At 69.5% G+C, this 13,668-nt stretch carries 13 protein-coding genes; 2 read left to right on the top strand and 11 right to left on the bottom strand.

Translation table 11 applies throughout. From position 1 onward, the window contains the following. Positions 1-33: 33 nt before the first annotated feature. On the bottom strand, positions 34-783 hold the full coding sequence (locus ACWEOE_RS18115) for an MBL fold metallo-hydrolase (protein WP_452010223.1): 750 nt from the start codon (positions 781-783) through the stop codon (positions 34-36). 36 nt (positions 784-819) lie between these two features. On the opposite strand from ACWEOE_RS18115, the gene ACWEOE_RS18110 reads away from it, so the two are divergent. Next, complete coding sequence (locus ACWEOE_RS18110; RefSeq protein ID WP_452010221.1) at positions 820-1,833, top strand: GlxA family transcriptional regulator; 1,014 nt, start codon at positions 820-822, stop codon at positions 1,831-1,833. A gap of 162 nt (positions 1,834-1,995) precedes the next feature. Continuing rightward, the gene (locus ACWEOE_RS18105) at positions 1,996-2,988 is read left to right on the top strand and encodes an MBL fold metallo-hydrolase (protein WP_452010219.1); all 993 of its coding nucleotides are present in this window, start codon (positions 1,996-1,998) and stop codon (positions 2,986-2,988) included. 285 nt (positions 2,989-3,273) lie between these two features. Here ACWEOE_RS18105 and ACWEOE_RS18100 read toward each other — a convergent pair whose 3' ends face one another. The 10 genes from ACWEOE_RS18100 to ACWEOE_RS18055 form a co-directional block, all read right to left on the bottom strand. After that, positions 3,274-4,278, bottom strand: a complete 1,005-nt coding sequence (locus ACWEOE_RS18100; RefSeq protein ID WP_452010217.1) for an ABC transporter substrate-binding protein — start codon at positions 4,276-4,278, stop codon at positions 3,274-3,276. Between the two features lie 16 nt (positions 4,279-4,294). Next, a complete protein-coding gene (locus tag ACWEOE_RS18095; RefSeq protein ID WP_452010214.1) occupies positions 4,295-5,116 on the bottom strand; it encodes an ABC transporter ATP-binding protein in 822 nt (273 codons plus the stop codon). A 12-nt stretch (positions 5,117-5,128) separates the two neighbouring features. Beyond that, positions 5,129-6,169, bottom strand: coding sequence for a FecCD family ABC transporter permease (locus ACWEOE_RS18090; protein WP_452010213.1), 1,041 nt, complete (start codon positions 6,167-6,169; stop codon positions 5,129-5,131). Next, a complete protein-coding gene (locus ACWEOE_RS18085; RefSeq protein ID WP_452010212.1) occupies positions 6,166-7,185 on the bottom strand; it encodes a FecCD family ABC transporter permease in 1,020 nt (339 codons plus the stop codon). The genes ACWEOE_RS18090 and ACWEOE_RS18085 overlap by 4 nt, the downstream gene beginning before the upstream one ends. A 199-nt stretch (positions 7,186-7,384) precedes the next feature. Further along, complete coding sequence (locus ACWEOE_RS18080) at positions 7,385-7,804, bottom strand: histone-like nucleoid-structuring protein Lsr2 (RefSeq protein ID WP_452010209.1); 420 nt, start codon at positions 7,802-7,804, stop codon at positions 7,385-7,387. 57 nt (positions 7,805-7,861) lie between these two features. Next, positions 7,862-8,440, bottom strand: coding sequence for a GNAT family N-acetyltransferase (locus ACWEOE_RS18075; protein WP_452010207.1), 579 nt, complete (start codon positions 8,438-8,440; stop codon positions 7,862-7,864). Between the two features lie 89 nt (positions 8,441-8,529). After that, entirely contained in the window at positions 8,530-8,913 is a 384-nt protein-coding gene (locus ACWEOE_RS18070) for a hypothetical protein (RefSeq protein WP_452010205.1), read from the bottom strand. Positions 8,914-9,101: 188 nt separating this feature from the next. Next, positions 9,102-10,742 (bottom strand): phospholipase C, encoded by a 1,641-nt coding sequence (locus tag ACWEOE_RS18065; RefSeq protein ID WP_452010203.1) that lies wholly within the window; start codon positions 10,740-10,742, stop codon positions 9,102-9,104. A gap of 59 nt (positions 10,743-10,801) precedes the next feature. Further along, the gene (locus tag ACWEOE_RS18060) at positions 10,802-12,037 is read right to left on the bottom strand and encodes a Dyp-type peroxidase (RefSeq protein ID WP_452010201.1); all 1,236 of its coding nucleotides are present in this window, start codon (positions 12,035-12,037) and stop codon (positions 10,802-10,804) included. Beyond that, positions 12,034-13,179, bottom strand: coding sequence for an EfeM/EfeO family lipoprotein (locus tag ACWEOE_RS18055; protein ID WP_452010199.1), 1,146 nt, complete (start codon positions 13,177-13,179; stop codon positions 12,034-12,036). Before ACWEOE_RS18055 ends, ACWEOE_RS18060 begins: the two co-directional genes overlap by 4 nt. Positions 13,180-13,668: the final 489 nt, after the last annotated feature.

Raw genomic sequence — 13,668 nt, 5'->3', positions numbered from 1 at the left:
CGCCCCCGGTGACGTACGGCTCGCGCACGACATTCAGCCGAGGCTGACCTCCTCACCCGGCTTGAGCAGGTGCAGCCGCATTCCCTTACCGGCGAAAGCTTCTTCGAGCGTGTCCGGGCCCTGCGTGAAGTGCGCCCAGCCCTCGAAGTGCAGCGGGACCACGTGTTCGGCGCCCAGCACCTCCGCGGCTTGGGCGGCGACGTCGCTCGGCATGGTGAGGAAGTCGTCGATCAGCGGCGTGCGCGCCGCGCCCGCGAACAGCACCGCGATCGGCACCGGGCCGACGCGGCCCGCGATCGCGCGCACGCGCGCCAGCGAAGCGTTGTCCCCACTGACGTAGACGGCCGGCAGGCCGTCCGACGAGAGCAGGAACCCCGTCACCTCACCGACGTTGGCCTCGGCGCCCTCGGGTCCGTGCAGCGCCGGCATCCCGGTCACGCGCACGCCCCCGACGTCCACGTGCTCCCAGTTCGGCAACGCCCGCGCCGGGCCGCCCAGCCGCTCGGCGCCGGAGGGCGTGGTGAGCACCAGCGGCGCGGTCGCGACGTACTCGCGGCCGGCGCGGTCGAGGTTGTCCGAGTGCTGGTCGTGCGACAGCAGCACCGCGTCCACGGCGCCGACCTCGGCGGGCGTCGTGAGCGAGCCGGTCGTCTTCGTGAGCACGCGGCCGCGCATCGGGTACTCCCCCGGCGGGTCGAACGTCGGGTCGGTCAGGAAGCGGACCCCGCCGTAGGTGATGAGTGATGTCGGGCCGCCGAGGTGGCGCAACGAGAAGGTGGTCATGAAGCCATCGTGCCTCGCGGCCGCACCGGGTGGTGAGTGGCAGAGAAGACGCTGAGCGATGAGATCCTGCCAAGTATCGTCGAAGGCGTGCAGAAGATCGCGCTGGTGCTGTTCGAGGGTGCCCGGCTGTTCGACACGGCCGTGGTGGACGAGGTGTGGGGCACGCGCAGCGGCCCCGATGTGGAGCTGCGGCGGTGTGCGGCCACGAAGGACCCGGTGGAGCTGGTCGGCGGGGCGGTGTTCAAACCCGAGCGCACGTTCTCCTGGCTGCGCACGGCCGACGTCGTCGTGGTGCCGGGCCTGGCGGACCCCGCGGCCGAGCCGTCGCCCGAGCTGCTCGCCGCGTTGCGGGCGGCCCACCGCGCGGGCGCGCAGGTCGCGGGCCTGTGCCTCGGCGCGTTCGTCCTGGGCGCGGCCGGGCTGCTCGACGGCCGCCGAGCCGTCACGCACTGGCGCTTCACCGCCGAGCTTGCCCGCCGCCACCCGCTCGCCGACGTCGATCCGGGTGTGCTCTTCACCGGCGCCGACGGCGTCTGGACCTCGGCGGGTGTCGCGGCCGGCATCGACCTGTGCCTGCACCTCGTGCGGCTCACGCTCGGCGCCGACGTCGCGGCGTCGGTCGCCCGCTCGATGGTCACGGCCCCCTTCCGCTCGGGTGGCCAGGCGCAGTTCATCACCACCCCCACCCCGCCGCGCGACGAGGAGCCCTTGGCCGCCGTGCGTGAACGCGCCCTGCGTGAGCTGCGCCGGCCGCTGACGGTCGCCGAGCTGGCCGGGTGGGCGTCGATGTCCGAGCGCACGTTCGCGCGCCGCTTCGTCGCCGAGACCGGCACCACGCCCGTGCGCTGGCTGCTGGACCAGCGCATCGCCCGCGCGCAGCAGCTGCTGGAGAGCTCCGACCTGCCGGTGGCCGAGATCGCCGGGTGCTGCGGGTTCGGCTCGCCGGTGTCGTTCCGGCAGCACTTCACCCGCCACGTGGGCGTCGCGCCGAGCCGCTACCGCACCGACTTCCGGCCTGCTTCGACAGCGGCGCCGGCTCACGCGAAGTGACGCTTCAATCACCCGAAGTCGCCGACCTGAACGGAGACCGAAGCGGAGGTATGGTCTGCCGGTCGGCGTAGGGAGGAACCGGCCTGGGCTGTGCGACCTAGCACACGGTGGGCTCGCAGCCTGCTGACATACGCCCGCTTGGTCTATACCATTACGAGGTCAGTGATCCACTACCATGCGGTGGTCCGGGATCACGGCGGCGCAGCCCACGAGGGGGACCCCATGCCCGCCATCAGGCGAAACATCGTGCCGCTCAGGTACTCCGACCCGAGCGTGGTCGCCTATGTCCGGAGCCCGGCGGACTGGCTCGTGTCCAACTGCGGCTGGATCCGCGGCCGGTCCGGCGTCATGGTCGTCGACACGTGCGGCACCGAGCGGGACACGCTCGACCTGGTCAAGGACGTCCGCAAGTACTCGACGGTCGAAATGCCGCTCACGCTGGTGCTGACCCATGCCCACGGCGCGCACCACAACGGCGCCGGGGTGGCGTTGCGCAACGGCGGCCGCATCCTCGCCGCGGCGTCGGCCGTGTCCGCCGTGCGGGCAGGGCCGCAGCGGTACGAGGACACCTTCGACTGCACGAACTGGGGCACGCTCGAAGCGCCGAAGCCCGAAGCGGTGCACGCTGTGACCGCGCCGCGGGAGGTCGATCTGGGCGGGGTGACGGTGGAGGTCGTGCCGTTCCCCGGCGTCGCGCACACCGACGGCGACCTCGTGGCGTTCGAGCCCAAGACCGGTACGTTGTTCACCGGGGATTTGCTGTCGGTCGGGTCGACGCCGATGGCGATCCACGGGTCGATTCCTGGTTGGCTCGATGCGCTTTATTGGTTGGACAAGACGTTTCCCACGGTGCGGACGTTTGTGCCTGGGCATGGTTCACTGAGCCACCCTGGGAGTTTTCCGGTGGCGGTGTTGCGTACGTATCTTAATTGGCTGCTTGACGCGACCACCCCAGCGGTTCCTGACTTCGCTGCGCTGGCCACGATTGCGCGGCGGCGGTGGCCTACGTGGAGCAATCCCGAGCGGCATGTGGGAAATCTCATGCGGGCGCACGCCGAACAGCATGGGCGTCAGTTGACGGAGAAGACGGCGTTGCGGGCGATTCTTGATGCTGTGGGTGGGAAGATTGATCTTGATGCTCGATTGGGGCTTTAGAGGCCGGTTTGTGCCTTAGTCCTCGGGGCTGTTTCCGGAGGGTGAGTTCGGAGGGTGAGTCGGGCAAGGTCCTCGCAGGGCGTGTCGCGTTGGGATGCACCCCGAAGCTGGAGTGTGTTAAGGAGGCTTCGGATCGGGGTGCGGGGAGGGGCCTGGATGCATGGGCTCCGGTGAGTAGCGCCTGGTGCGTTGTCGGGGTGGTGGCAGGGGGGCTCTGGCCGCCTGAACGCGGCGGGAAGGGCTCCTCGACGGACCACCGCCGAGGAGCCTTCACCGCGAAACCGGTCAGCCCAGGTACTTCTTCAGGTCGTCGAGCACGTGGTCGGCGCCGATCGGGCCGAGGCCGAGGAACCAGACCTCGTCCGACACGCGGATGGCCTGCTTGTTCTTCACCGCGCTCAGCCCGGCCCACAGTCCGCTACCGGTCACGGCCTTCTCGTCGGCGTTGGGGCCGGCGCCGTAGCTGGAGTAGAAGATCCAGTCGCCGTTCGCTTCGTCGATGCGTTCGCGCGAGATCTGCTTGGCCAGCTCCGTGATGTGCTGGTTGTCCGGCCGCTGAAGGCCCACGTCCTTGAAGATCACGCCGATGAACGACAGGTCGCCGTAGATGCGGATGCCCGTGGAGTGGAAGCGCAGCAAGGAGATCTTGGGGTTGCCCTTGATCCCGGCCTTCACCTCGTCGGCCTTCTTCTGGTAGGCGTTGAGTGCCGCGTCGGCCTTGGTTTCCTGGCCCAGCGCCGCGCCGATCAGCAGCAGGTTCTCCTTCCACGGGAAACCCGGGCGGATGCTGAACACCGTCGGCGCGATCTTCGACAGCTGCGGGTACAGGTCGTTGGCGCGCAGCTTGCTGCCCAGGATGAGATCGGGCTGCAGCGAGGCGATCTTCTCGAGGTTGAGGTTGCTGACGTCCCCGACGGTCGGGATGCCCTTGACGCGGTCGGCGAGGTAGCTCGGCACGCCGGTCTGACCGGCTGTGGTGGCCATGCCGACGGGCGTGACGCCGAGCGCCAGCACGTCGTCGAGCTCACCGCTGTCGAGCACGACCACGCGCGTGGGCGCCTTCTCGATCTTCGTCTGCCCCAGCGCGTGGGTGACCGTGCGCGGGAAGACGCCGGGGCCGACATCGGCCTTGAGCTTGGCGGTCTCGGCGTCGGCCGTGGAGAACAGACGGCCGCCGGTGGCGACGTCGGAGTCACCGACCCCGGTCGTGGTGGTGTTGGCGGGCTGGCTGCACGCGCCCAGGAGCGTGGCGGCGGCGAGGACGCCGGCCACCTTGGTCCATCTGGCCATCGTGGGGTGTTCCTTCCTAGGGCTGTGTGGTGGGAGCGCCGGCGCGGTGGCGGCCGATCGGGACGACCATGGGGGTGCCGGACACGGGATCGGCGATGATCCGGCACGGCATGCCGAACACGTCCTCGACGAGCTCGGCGGTGAGGATGTCGCCGGGAGCGCCCTCGGCGGCGATCGACCCGGCTTGCATGGCGATGAGGTGATCGCCGTAGCGGGCCGCGAGGTTGAGGTCGTGCAGCACGATCACGACGGTGGTGCCGTCGTGGTGGTTGAGGTCCGCGAGCAGGTCGAGCACCTCGACCTGGTGGCTGATGTCGAGGAACGTGGTGGGCTCGTCGAGCAGCAGCAACGGCGTGCGCTGCGCCAGGGCCATCGCGATCCACACGCGCTGGCGCTGCCCGCCCGACAGCTCGTCGACGGGCCGGTTCGCGAGCTCCACGGTGTCGGTGGCGAGCATCGCGCGCGCCACGGCGTCGTCGTCCTCGGCGTTCCAGCGGCGGAACACGCCCTGGTGCGGGTAGCGGCCGCGGCCGACCAGGTCGGCCACCGTGATGCCCTCGGGCGCGGTCGGCGACTGCGGCAGCAGGCCGAGCACCCGGGCGACGTCCTTGCTGCGCAAGGAGGAAATGCGTTCGCCGTCGAGGAACACCGCGCCCGCCGATGGCGCGAGCAGCCGGGCCAGGCCACGCAGCAGCGTCGATTTCCCGCACGCGTTGGTCCCCACGATCATGGTGACCTTGCCCTCGGGGATGCGCACCGAGAGGTCCTTGACCACGGTCAGGGGCCCGTAGCCGAGCTCGAGACCTTCGGTGTGCAGGGTGGGTGTCGTCGGTTCCACGAGTCCTCTTCCTCAGACCCGGCCGGCCCGGTTGGCCGTGGCGAGCAGGTACAGCAGGTACGGCGCGCCGACGGCCCCGGTCACGACACCCACCGGCAGCTGCGTGCCGAGCAGGTGCTGTGCCGCGAAGTCGCCGAGCAGCGTCACGAGCGCGCCGGTGAGGGCGGGCGCGACGAGGCCCACGCGGGCGCCGCCCACGAGCCGCGTCGCCACGGGGTTGGCCACGAACGCCACGAAGCTCACCGGACCGGCCGCCGCCGTGGCGAACGCGGCCAGCGCCGCGGCGACGAGGAGCAGCAGCAGGCGCGTGCGTTCGACGCGCAGGCCGAGGCCGGCGGCGGTGTCGTCGCCCAGCTGCAGGCCGGTGAGCGCGCGGCTGAGCAGCAGGGCCGCGGGGCCGAGCACGACCAGCGCGATCGCGAGCGGCACCACCTTGTCCCAGCTCGCGCCGTTGAGGTTGCCGGTGAGCCACACCAGGGCCTGTTGCGCGAGCGTCACGTCCGCCCACGTCATCAGGAACGAGACGATGCTCGCCAGCACCGCACCGACCCCGACGCCGATGAGCACGAGCCGGTAGCCGTTGACCCCGCCGCGGCGCGAGAGCAGGTAGATGATCACGCCGGTGAGCAGGGCGCCGGCGAACGCGGCACCCGAGAGCACCGGGCCGGACACGCCGACCAGAACCAGGCAGATCACCGCGGCGGCACTCGCACCCTGCGTCACGCCGATCACGTCGGGGCTCGCGAGGGGATTGCGCAGCAGGCGCTGGAAAAGCGCGCCGCCGAGTCCGAACGCGACACCCACGAGCACCGCGGCCACGGCGCGCGGCAGGCGCAGATCCGTGACCACGTAGGCACCGGCACCCGTGCCGTCGCCGAAGAGGATGCCGGGCAGCTGTCCGAGTGGGACGGAGAAGTCGCCGACGGCCAGCGACAGCGCGAAAACCACGACCAGCGCCGCGAACAGGGCCACGGACACGAGCCACACCCGGGCCGCGCCCCGTCGACGAGCCGCCGCGACCGCTTCCAGCGCCCCGGGAAGCGCCGGCTTCACACCTTCACCAGCTTCCGGCGGCGCACCAGCACGATGAACACCGGCGCGCCGATCACGGCCGTCACGATGCCCACCTGCACCTCGGCCGGGCGCGCGATGACCCGGCCGACCACGTCGGCCACGAGCAGCAGCAACGGCGCCAGCAAAGCGGAGTACGGCAGCAGCCACCGGTGATCGGGGCCGGTGATCAGCCGCGCGACGTGCGGCACGGTCAGCCCGACGAACGCGATCGGCCCGGCGATGGCCGTCGCCGATCCACAGAGGACGACCACGGCGAGCGCGCAGACCGCCCGGGCCACGGCCACGTTCTGCCCGAGTGCGCGGGCCACGTCCTCACCCAGCGCCAGCGCGTTGAGCATCCGTGCCGCCACCAGCGCGAGCACCACCCCGACCACGATGAACGGGATCGCCTGCGTGATCGTGGTGGTGTCGCGCCCGGTCAGGGAACCGACCTGCCAGAAGCGGAACTGGTCGAACGTGGTGGTGTCGGTGAGCAGCAGCCCGCTCGTCACCGACTGGAGTGCCGCCGTGACCGCGGCGCCCGCGAGGGCCAGTTTCACCGGTGTGGCACCGACGCGGCCGAGCGCGCTGATCCCGTACACCACCACCGCAGCGGCGGCCGCGCCGGCGAAGCCGAACCAGACGTATCCGGTGACCGTGGTGATACCGAGCGTGCTGATGCCGAGCACCACGAACAACGCGGCGCCCGCGTTCACCCCCAGCAGACCCGGGTCGGCGAGCGGATTGCGCGTGGCGCCTTGGATCACGGCGCCCGACAGTCCCAGTGCGACACCCGCGAGCACACCCACGAGCGTGCGCGGCAGGCGCAGCTCGTGCACCACGAGGTGATCGGGATTCGTGGCGTCGTAGTGGAACAAGGAGTCGAGGACCGTGCCGAACGACAACCCGCGTGACCCGACGGCGATGCTCAGCGCGGCGGTGAGCACGAGGGCCACGAGGAGCACCACGAGCCCCGCCGTCAGCGAGAGCGTTCTCGGGCGGGCTCTGGAGGCCACAGTCGGTTACCTTCACTCACAGGACATTTAGGCTTGGCTACCCTACCCCGCGCGTGCTGCCGTTGTCGTGTGGCCATCACCACGATCATCGCGTGTCATCACCGCTACACAGCCGGTCGTTCGAAAGACCCCGAAAGCGCCCCGAAACGCCGAAGGGGCCCGTCACCGCGGTGACGGACCCCTTCTCCCGGATCTGGGCTCAGGCGCTGGCCTTCTTGCGCGGCGCGCGCTTGCGGGCCGGCTTGGCCGGAGCCTCTTCGACCTCGTCGATCTCTTCTTCGCGCTCTTCGAACGCCTTCACGATCTCGGCGGGCAGCCGGCCGCGGTCGGAGACCTTGAAGCCGTTGTCCTCGGCCCACTCCCGCATGAGGCGGTTGCGCTCCCGATCGGCGGCGGACGACGTGGCCCGCGGCGCCTGCCCCGCGGCCATGCGCACCTTGCGGCCACCGACGCGACGGGAAGCGGCGACGTAGCGCGCGAGCTCATCGCGAAGAGCAGCGGCGTTGTCTTCGGACAGATCGATCTCGTAACTAACCCCGTCGAGCATGAAGGGGACGGTCTGATCGGCAATGCTGCCGTCGATGTCGTCCACCATCTCGACGTGAACCTTCTGCGCCATGGTTCGTCGTACCTTCACCTTCTACAGGACGTGCCTGGGAGAACCTTATCGTGTCGACTAATGTCGCGCGGTGCTGGACACCCATTCCTCTCTGGACAGCGCGTACTCGACATCGCCGTGTTCCGCGCCTTCCAGGTATTCCGGCCACTCGAGGAAGAAGGTGCGCACGAGCTTCAGCCCCGCCTTCTCGAGCACGCGACGGGAACGGGTGTTGACCGTCATCGTCGTCGCGACCACGCGTCCGACACCCAGTTCCGCGAAACCCTTCCACAGCAGGGCTCGCAGCCCTTCCGTGGCGAATCCCCGCCCCCACACCGCGGGCACCAGGCGGTAACCGACTTCGGTACCGCCTTCGCCGAGTCCGCGACTCGTCGCGGGCCGCAACGAGAACCACCCGGCGAATTGGCCCGTCCGCGAATCGACGGCGGCGAAACACCCGTGCCCCGCGGGCAGATCGCGGTATTCCGCGAGCAGCCCCGGAAGTGTCGTGCCCTCGACCACCTCACGCGGCACGGGCCGGCCGTCGTCGACGAAGCGCATCACCTCGGGATCTCCGTGGAGATCCGCGAGCGCACCGGCGTCGGCGGGCGTGAACGGCCGCAGCCGCAGTCGCGGCGTTTCGGTCCACGTGGCCATGGCGGGGATTGGACCAGTGCGGTAACCCCGAGCGCAAGAGGCATTTCCGAACTGTGGCCAACCGCGGGAAAAATCGCGGCGGAAAACGCTCAGGCGCGTGTGAAGCCGCCGAGGTGCCGCGGGAACACCGCGATCGGCACACCCGCGCCGGCCAGATCGCGCAGCATCGTCAGGATCGCCTCGGTGGGCGTGCCGTACACGCGGATGTTCGTGGTGGCTGTGAGGTTCTCGCGGAAAGCCGGATCGGCGTGCTCGGTGAGCACACGCATGTGGTGCTCGAACGACTCGGTATCCGGGTGGATCTGCACGAACTCCACCTCGGTGCCGTCGGCGTTGGCGTACTCGTGGAAGCCGATCAGCCTGGGCTCCTGCTCGTCGACGAAGCGGGCCCAGCCGGGCGCACGGCCGGCCTCCGCGTCGAACTTGCCGGGGACCACGCTGTTGGTGGCGATGAAAACGAACGGACCGGACATGGTGACTACCTCCATCAAATATCCAACCGGTTGGTTACCAATGATGCCACCTCGTCCGATGCCTCGTCGGGCACAGCGCTCGGCGGTGACCGGAAACGGCCGAAGGCCACCGGGTTCGGCGAACCCGGTGGCCTTCGGAGTTGTACTGCGTACTACGGGTGTTGCTGGTGTTCAGTACTGCTCGGTGTTCAGTGGTGACCGTTCTTCACGACGGCACCGGTCTTCGGGTCCAGCGGCAGCTTGCCGGCCTGGGGCCACCAGAAGTTGAACATGTTCCACAGGCCGCCGGCGCGGGAGTCGAACGACGAGCCGCCCACGCGACCGGCGAACCAGTTGTCCTCGATGAACTGCAGAACCGAGGTCTGGTCCGTGCGGGTGTGGTCGACGAAGTTCACCTTGCTGTAGGGCGAGATGACCAGCAGCGGCAGACGCGGGCCGTAACCGCAGCGGTCCGCGGTCGTACCCAGCTTGGTCTTGGTGCCGGTGCAGACCGACTGGTCCTGCGCCGGGTCGTTCGACCCGTTGATGATCGTGGACTTCTGGTGGTCGTACCAGCCGTCCGAGTCGTCGTAGGCGAGGACGATCGCGGTGGAGCGCCACTCCGGCGACTGCTGGATCTTGTTGATCTCACCGGCCACGAACTGCTGCTCGTCGAGCGGGTCGGAGTTGGCCGCGTGGGCGTCCTGGTAGGCCGGGGCCTTGAGGAAGCTCACGGCGGGCATCGAGCCGGCCTTCAGCGAGGCGTCGAAGTCCTTCATGTCGTACTGGTGGTTGGCCTGGTCGGTCTGACCGATGGCCTGCACCGAGGACGGCGGGAGGTGCTTCGGGTTCGAGGTCGACTTGTAGTACTGGAACGGCTCGTGGTGCGGGCTGTAGTCCGTCACCGGGATGCCGCCGACGTTGTTGTGCGAGGCACCGCAGACCGCGAACCCGTTCTGGGTGCCGGTCGGCGCGAAACCACCCTGGAACCAGCCCCAGGTCACGTGGCGCTGGTTCAGCATGTCACCGATGTTCTTGCCCTGCATCGAGGCGAGGTTCTCGGTGGCGGTGTGGTTCTTGTCCGAGCAGTCGTCGTACGCCGGGTCCGGGTCGTTGATGACCGTGCCGATCCCGTTCTTGTCCGGGGAAACGACGGCGTACGAGTCGGTCGTCGGCTGGTGCGTCACCGAGGTGAGCGCCTGCGCCCCGCCGGTCTGGCCGGAGATCAGGTTGAGCGCACCGGGGGTCGACGGGCCGAAGTTCGTGTTGTAGGAATTGTCGCTCATCGCGTAGTTCTGAGCGTAGTTCCACAAGCCCGTGACGGTGTTGCCGTCGTAGTAGTCCATGACCAGGCCCGGCGCGCCGTACAGGATCGGCTGACCGGTGCACTTGTCGGTCTCGGTCTTCTCGACGAACTTGTCCATCTTGCCGCCGTTGAACGCGGCCTGCTCAGCACCGTAGGAGTGGTTCTGGTCGCAGGTCAGCGCCTGGCTCGGGGACAGGCGCTGAGGGTCGTAGGCGTTGGGGTTGTTGTTCAACAGCTTCTTGTCGAGGCCGTTGACCTTCGGGGTGTTGCGCGCGGCCTTGAACGGCGTGCCGTTCTCGTTGGTCGCGTTCGGGTAGGTGCCGAAGTAGTGGTCGAACGAGATGTTCTCGCCGAAGATCACCACGACGTGCTTGATCGGGGTGAGCGTCGGCAGCCACTGCGCCGGCAGGGTGTGCAGCGGCTGAGCGTCAGCGCTCGACGCCGCGGAGCCGGTGACGATCGCCAGCGCGGCAGCCGAAGCGAGCGCACCCGCTCCGATCAGCCGGCGCGAACGGCGACGCCGTCTGCCGATTCCTTTGTCCACTGGGGAATCCTCCTGATTTCGATGACCTCGTGGTGGGAACTGCACTTGCGGGAACACGGTCAGGCCAACAGCGCCCGGCCGTAGTGGTCGTCGGGACCGGTCACCCCGGGCAGCGCCAGGAAGTAGCCGCCACCGAACGGGGAGATGTAATCGACCAGCGGCTCGTCGACGAGCCGCTTCTGGACCGCCTCGAACTGACGCTCGAGGTCCTGCTGGTAGCAGGTGAAGATCAGGCCCATGTCCAGGTTGCCGTTCGTGTCCACGCCGCGGTCGTAGTTGACCGCCCGGCGCAGGATCCGGCTGTCATCCGTCTCGGGCTTCCGCGGGTTGGCCATGCGGATGTGGCTCGTGAGCGGGATGACGGTGCCGACGGGATCGTCGGCGTACTTCGGCACGTCCTGTTCCTGCGCGCCGTCGAGCGGTGCGCCCGTGTCGCGGCGGCGGCCGAACATGTTCTCCTGCTCGGTGAGCGAGACGCGGTCCCAGAACTCGACGAGCATGCGGATCAGCCGCACCACCTGGTACGTGCCGCCCTTGGTCCACGCGGGTTCGCCGCCGCCGGCGCCGAGCCAGACGAGCTTGTCGAACTCGGTCTCGACGGGGTTGGAGATGCCGTCCTTGAAGCCCATCAGGTTGCGCGGCGTGCCCGAGGGCCGCGGCTGCGAGGAGAAGCCGTTGATCTTCCAGCGCAGCTGCATGCCGCCGCGGGTGGCGCGGGTGATGTCGCGCAGCGCGTGGAGCACGGTGTCGGTGTTGTCGGCCGAGAGCGTGAGCGACAGGTCGCCGTGGCACTGGGCCGCGTCGAGCGCGTCGTTGGGGAACATCGTCATCGGCTTGAGCTTCTTGGGCTTGAGCGCCGCGAGCCCGTAGCGGTCGTCGAACAGCGACGACCCGACGCCGAGGACCACCCCGAGGTCGCCGACCGGCACGACCGGGCCCAGCACGCCCGAGTCGGCGGGCGGAGCGGTGATGCCGAGCGCGGCGGGTGCGCCGCCGGTGGTGAGGAACCGCGCCCGGTCGGTGATCTCCTTGAACAGGTCGGTGAGCTCGGCCTTGGTGTCGGCGACCACGTCGAACGCGGCCACCACGCTCTGCGCGGGCGGCCGGCGCACGGCGGAGGCCTGGTGCTCGCCGTGGAAGGCCACGCTGGGCGGCCCGGAGTCGGCGGCGCTCGCGGCGACGGTGCCCGCGCTCACGCCGGCGACAGCGGTCAGTCCGGCGCCGACGACCGTGCGGCGCAGGAAGGTCCTGCGGGAGGACTCGGCGGGTTCCTTGGCGGGTTCCTTGACGCTCACGAAACCCTCCGGGGCTCGGCGATGGCCGCGATCGGGGCGAGCCGCTCGGTGAGCTCGCTGACGTCGGCGTTGATCTTCTGGCGTTGCGAAGCGGAAAGCGCGGCGACGGGCGTCCACGAGCCGTCGGCGCGGCGTGCACCGTCCAAAGTGGCCTCGGTGCGCTTGAGCCAGCTGTCCACACCGGACAGTGCCGGGTAGCGCGGGGCGAGCAGCCGGCGCAGCACGTCGAGCACCGTCTGCACGCCGTCGAGGTTCGCGCGCGTGGTGGCGAGGTTGGTGCCGCTGCCGTAGTCGGTCTTGGCGGTGAGCTCGAACTGCAGGGCGTTCTCCACGATCTCGTGGGCGCGCAGGCCGAGGTCGTTCGGGTCGACCTGGCTCCGGGGGAACGCCGTGCGCAGGTCGGCCACGTCGGCGGCCAGCCGGTCGGCGACGCCGTCGAGGGCGCCCATGTCCTCGTTGTGCCAGAGGCCGTATTCGAGGCGGTGGAAGCCGGTGAAGTCCGGGTCGCCCGTGCCGCCGGGCAGGCCGTCGGTGGTGCCGTTGATCGCGCCGTCGGAGTCGCCGAACGCGTCGTAGGCGGCGCCGAGGCGCTCGTAGGTCAGGTGCGCGGTGAGCCACGTGGACTCGCTCGCGGTGCGGTCGCCGCGGTGCACGGCGTCCTTGAGGGCTGAGACGTCGGTGTTCAGCTGGTCCAGACCCTGCACGACCTTGCCTTCGTAGACCTTGAGGGGTTCGAGCAGGTCGGTCTGGGTCAACGGCGCGACACCCGGGCCGCGCTCGGCGCCGCCACTCACCGTGGAGGCCGGGCCCACGATCGCGGACGAGTCCTCGGGAAGACACCGGAAGGCGTAGGTACCGTTACCGAGTGTCACCGACATGGGCCGGGTCGTGCCGGTGCCGAGACCCTCGACCTCGCCGTAGATCACGCCGGTCTTCGGGTCGATCAAGTCGACCTCGGACGAGACCGCGCCCGTGTTGTGCAGGTTGAAGACCTGCGGCCCCGGCTTGGGGTCCGTCCAGCCCTGACCACAGGCGGAGCGGGAGATCTGGATCTCCGGATCCTGGGCGGCGGCCCCATCCGGCCACACCGCGAAGGCGACTCCCACGGCAGCGGCGACCACCACGACACCAGCGGCCCCCACCACCCAACGGGCACGTACAGACCCCGGCACGCACACACTCCTGCCACTCGTTCGGACTACCGGGAAGGAATTATGCGTGCGGAACGTGAAGAAACAGGGGGTCCGGAAGGCCTCCCGACCGTGAATTCACCAGGGCTTCACCCAAGAACTGAAGAAATCGGATATAAGGACCAAAGCTCTCCGAGTCATAAGTCCCCTATGCCGGATTCTCTCGCCGGGACAACCGGGCTCGGCGGGCGCGGGACCGACCTGAACCGCGACGGTCGCCGTCGACTCGCGACCAACGGCCCGCGAATGCCGAACCTGCTGCGTACGGCCCAGAACGGCAGCGCGATTCGCTCGAAATCCGGTATGCCGGTGAACGACCCATTGTCCGGAACAGCAAACCCCGACACCATCGTTTTCGACCACCGACAATCGAGGTGAGGGATCCCCGTGAACGCGACTTCCGGCAAGCACCCCAAGAGCGAGATCGCGCCGGCTTCCGAG

The organism is Amycolatopsis sp. NPDC004368, from assembly GCF_053602515.1.
The sequence above is the reverse complement of the archived record's forward strand: the minus strand, read 5'-3'. Positions and strand labels throughout refer to the sequence as shown.

Excerpts from the sequence above, each read along its gene's own strand:
- ACWEOE_RS18080 (WP_452010209.1), bottom strand. The coding sequence starts at position 7,804 with ATGGCGCAGAAGGTTCACGTCGAGATGGTGGACGACATCGACGGCAGC.
- ACWEOE_RS18070 (WP_452010205.1), bottom strand. The coding sequence starts at position 8,913 with ATGTCCGGTCCGTTCGTTTTCATCGCCACCAACAGCGTGGTCCCCGGC.
- ACWEOE_RS18075 (WP_452010207.1), bottom strand. The coding sequence starts at position 8,440 with ATGGCCACGTGGACCGAAACGCCGCGACTGCGGCTGCGGCCGTTCACG.
- ACWEOE_RS18100 (WP_452010217.1), bottom strand. The coding sequence starts at position 4,278 with ATGGCCAGATGGACCAAGGTGGCCGGCGTCCTCGCCGCCGCCACGCTC.
- ACWEOE_RS18115 (WP_452010223.1), bottom strand. The coding sequence starts at position 783 with ATGACCACCTTCTCGTTGCGCCACCTCGGCGGCCCGACATCACTCATC.